Source organism: Pseudorhodobacter sp. E13 (assembly GCF_003991405.1).
Lineage (GTDB): Bacteria > Pseudomonadota > Alphaproteobacteria > Rhodobacterales > Rhodobacteraceae > Pseudorhodobacter.
Window position 1 is genome coordinate 1 of sequence record NZ_RPEN01000107.1, and the last position, 2,497, is coordinate 2,497.

Consider the following 2,497-nt stretch of genomic DNA (forward strand, 5'->3'; position numbering starts at 1 on the left):
TGTTGATTGCCACTGAGAATTGACCCGGCATTGTCACCGAGAACTGACCCACCCAGTGGTTATGTTCTGCGTGTCATGATGGCGTCAATGCTGGTGTTTCCTTCCGTTTCTTTTTCGCTGTTTCTGAGCTGGCCTTGAAGCGGTAGCTGTCATTGCCGGTCTCCAGAATGTGGCAGCGGTGGGTGAGGCGATCGAGCAGCGCGGTGGTCATTTTGGCGTCACCAAAGACCGTAGCCCACTCGGCGAAGCTCAGGTTGGTGGTTATGATGACGCTGGTGCGCTCGTAGAGTTTGCTCAGAAGATGGAAGAGCAAGGCCCCGCCAGAGGCGCTGAATGGCAAGTATCCCAACTCATCGAGGACCAGCAAGTCGGTTTTCACCAGTGCCTCGGCGATCTTCCCGGCCTTTCCCTGGGCCTTTTCCTGCTCCAGCGCGTTGACCAGTTCGACGGTCGAGAAGAAGCGCACGCGTTTGCGATGATGCTCAATGGCCTGAATGCCGAGGGCCGTTGCGACATGTGATTTCCCAGTTCCGGGACCACCGATCAGCACCACATTCTCTGCGGCTTCTAGGAACTCACAGCGATGGAGCTGGCGGACCAGAGCTTCCCGCATTTCACTGGCCGCGAAGTCGAAGGCGGACAAATCCTTGTAGGCGGGGAAGCGAGCGGCTTTCATGTGATACGCGATCGAGCGCACCTCTCGCTCGGCCATTTCGGCCTTGAGCAGCTGCGACAGGATCGGCATGGCAGCCTCGAATGCAGGCGCTCCCTGATCGAGTAGATCCTGCACGGCCTGCGCCATACCTGGCATCTTCAGGCTGCGCAACATGATGATGAGGGCAGCACCCGCTGGATCATGACGCATGACGGGTTCCTTTCTGAGTGCGCAGCCCATCATAGCGCGCGACATTGGCCTCTGGCTCTTTGCTTAGTGAAAGAGCCGCTGGAGGGTTCACATCCGGCTGGTCGGTCGGTTTGCCATCCAGAAGTCTGTGGAGCAGGTTCAGAACATGGGTCTTGGTGGGAACACCCGCCTCCAAGGCCAATTCCACTGCGCAGAGCACGGCCTGTTCGTCATGGTGCAGCACCAAGGACAGGATATCGACCATTTCGCGGTCCCCGCCAGGTTGGCGCAGTATCTTCGCCTGTAACATGCGGAAGGGTTCAGGCATTTCCACGAAGGGCGCACCATTGCGCAGCGCTCCGGGCTTGCGCTGAACCACCGCAAGATAATGGCGCCAATCATAGATGACGCGCCCCGGCTGGCGGTGCGACCGGTCGATGATGCGCTCATGCGTGCAAATCACATGCCCCTCGGCGACAACCATCAACCGCTCAGGGTAAATGCGCAGACTGACAGGGCGGTTCGCAAAACTGGCGGGCACAGAATAACGGGTGCGATCAAAGTTGATCAGGCAGGTCGGCGAGACGCGCTTTCTTTCCTCGACAAAGCCATCGAACATTGTGGGGAGCGGCATAAGCACAGGCTTCTCAGCCTCCCACACATCGGCGATGCTTCCAGGCAACCTGCCATGGGCCGTCTCAGCCCACAGCAGCTTGCAGCGCTCTTCCAGCCAGTCATTCAGCGCGCCCAGATCCGGAAAGGCCGGCATCAGCTGCCATATGCGATGGCGCGCGTCGCGCACATTCTTCTCGACCTGCCCTTTCTCCCATCCTGCGGCCGGGTTACAGAACTCGCGATCGAAGACATAATGACTGGTCATCGCCGTGAACCGCGCATTCACATCGCGCCTCTTACCAAGTCCAACTTTGTCGACGGCGGTCTTCATGTTGTCATAGATCCCGCGACCCGGGACGCCTTCGAAGACGCGGAAGGCATGCCAATGCGCGTCAAACAGCATCTCATGCGTTTGCAGCAGATAGGCCCGAACCAGAAAGGCGCGACTGTGCGACAGCTTGATATGCGCGACCTGCAGCTTGATGCGCTCGCCACCGACATAGGCCCAGTCCTCGCTCCAGTCGAACTGGAACGCCTCGCCAGGCGCAAACACCAGCGGCACGAAAGTTCCCCGATCCGTCGTGTGATACGCGCGCTGCCGTTCGCCTTTCCATTCCCGAACGAAGGCCGCAACGCGCTCGTAGGAACCGTCATATCCCAGATTCACCAAATCGGCGTGCATCAGCTTCGCCGTCCGGCGCTCTTTGCGTGATTTGCGCTGATCCGAAACCAGCCAGGCTGTCAGCTGTTTGGCATACGGATCCAGCTTGCTCGGACGAGCCGGCGTCTGGAACGCTGGCTCAACGATCCCCTCTCGTAGATACTTCTTGATCGTGTTGCGCGAAATACCCGTGCGCCGAGCAATCTCGCGAATAGGCATCTTGTCTCGTAACGCCCATGTCCTGATAACCTTCAAAAATCCCATGTCGATCACTCCAAATGCCCCCAGCTGGTTCAAGCCGGGGCAAGGTTGCACATGGGTCAATTCTCAGTGACAATTTTGGCCGCTGCCGGGTCAATTCTCAGTGGCAATCAACA

2 protein-coding genes are annotated in these 2,497 nt (G+C 58.6%); both read right to left on the reverse strand.

The genetic code is table 11. The features are described 5' to 3' along the window. Window positions 1–73: 73 nt before the first annotated feature. Window positions 74–865, reverse strand: coding sequence for an IS21-like element helper ATPase IstB (gene istB / locus EGN72_RS00355; protein ID WP_127044690.1), 792 nt, complete (start codon window positions 863–865; stop codon window positions 74–76). After that, complete coding sequence (gene istA / locus EGN72_RS00360) at window positions 855–2,384, reverse strand: IS21 family transposase (protein WP_127044691.1); 1,530 nt, start codon at window positions 2,382–2,384, stop codon at window positions 855–857. Before istA ends, istB begins: the two co-directional genes overlap by 11 nt. Between the last annotated feature and the right edge of the window lie 113 nt (window positions 2,385–2,497).

Coding starts and splice junctions, on each gene's coding strand:
- istB (WP_127044690.1), bottom strand. CDS start 865: ATGCGTCATGATCCAGCGGGTGCTGCCCTCATCATCATGTTGCGCAGC.
- istA (WP_127044691.1), bottom strand. CDS start 2,384: ATGGGATTTTTGAAGGTTATCAGGACATGGGCGTTACGAGACAAGATG.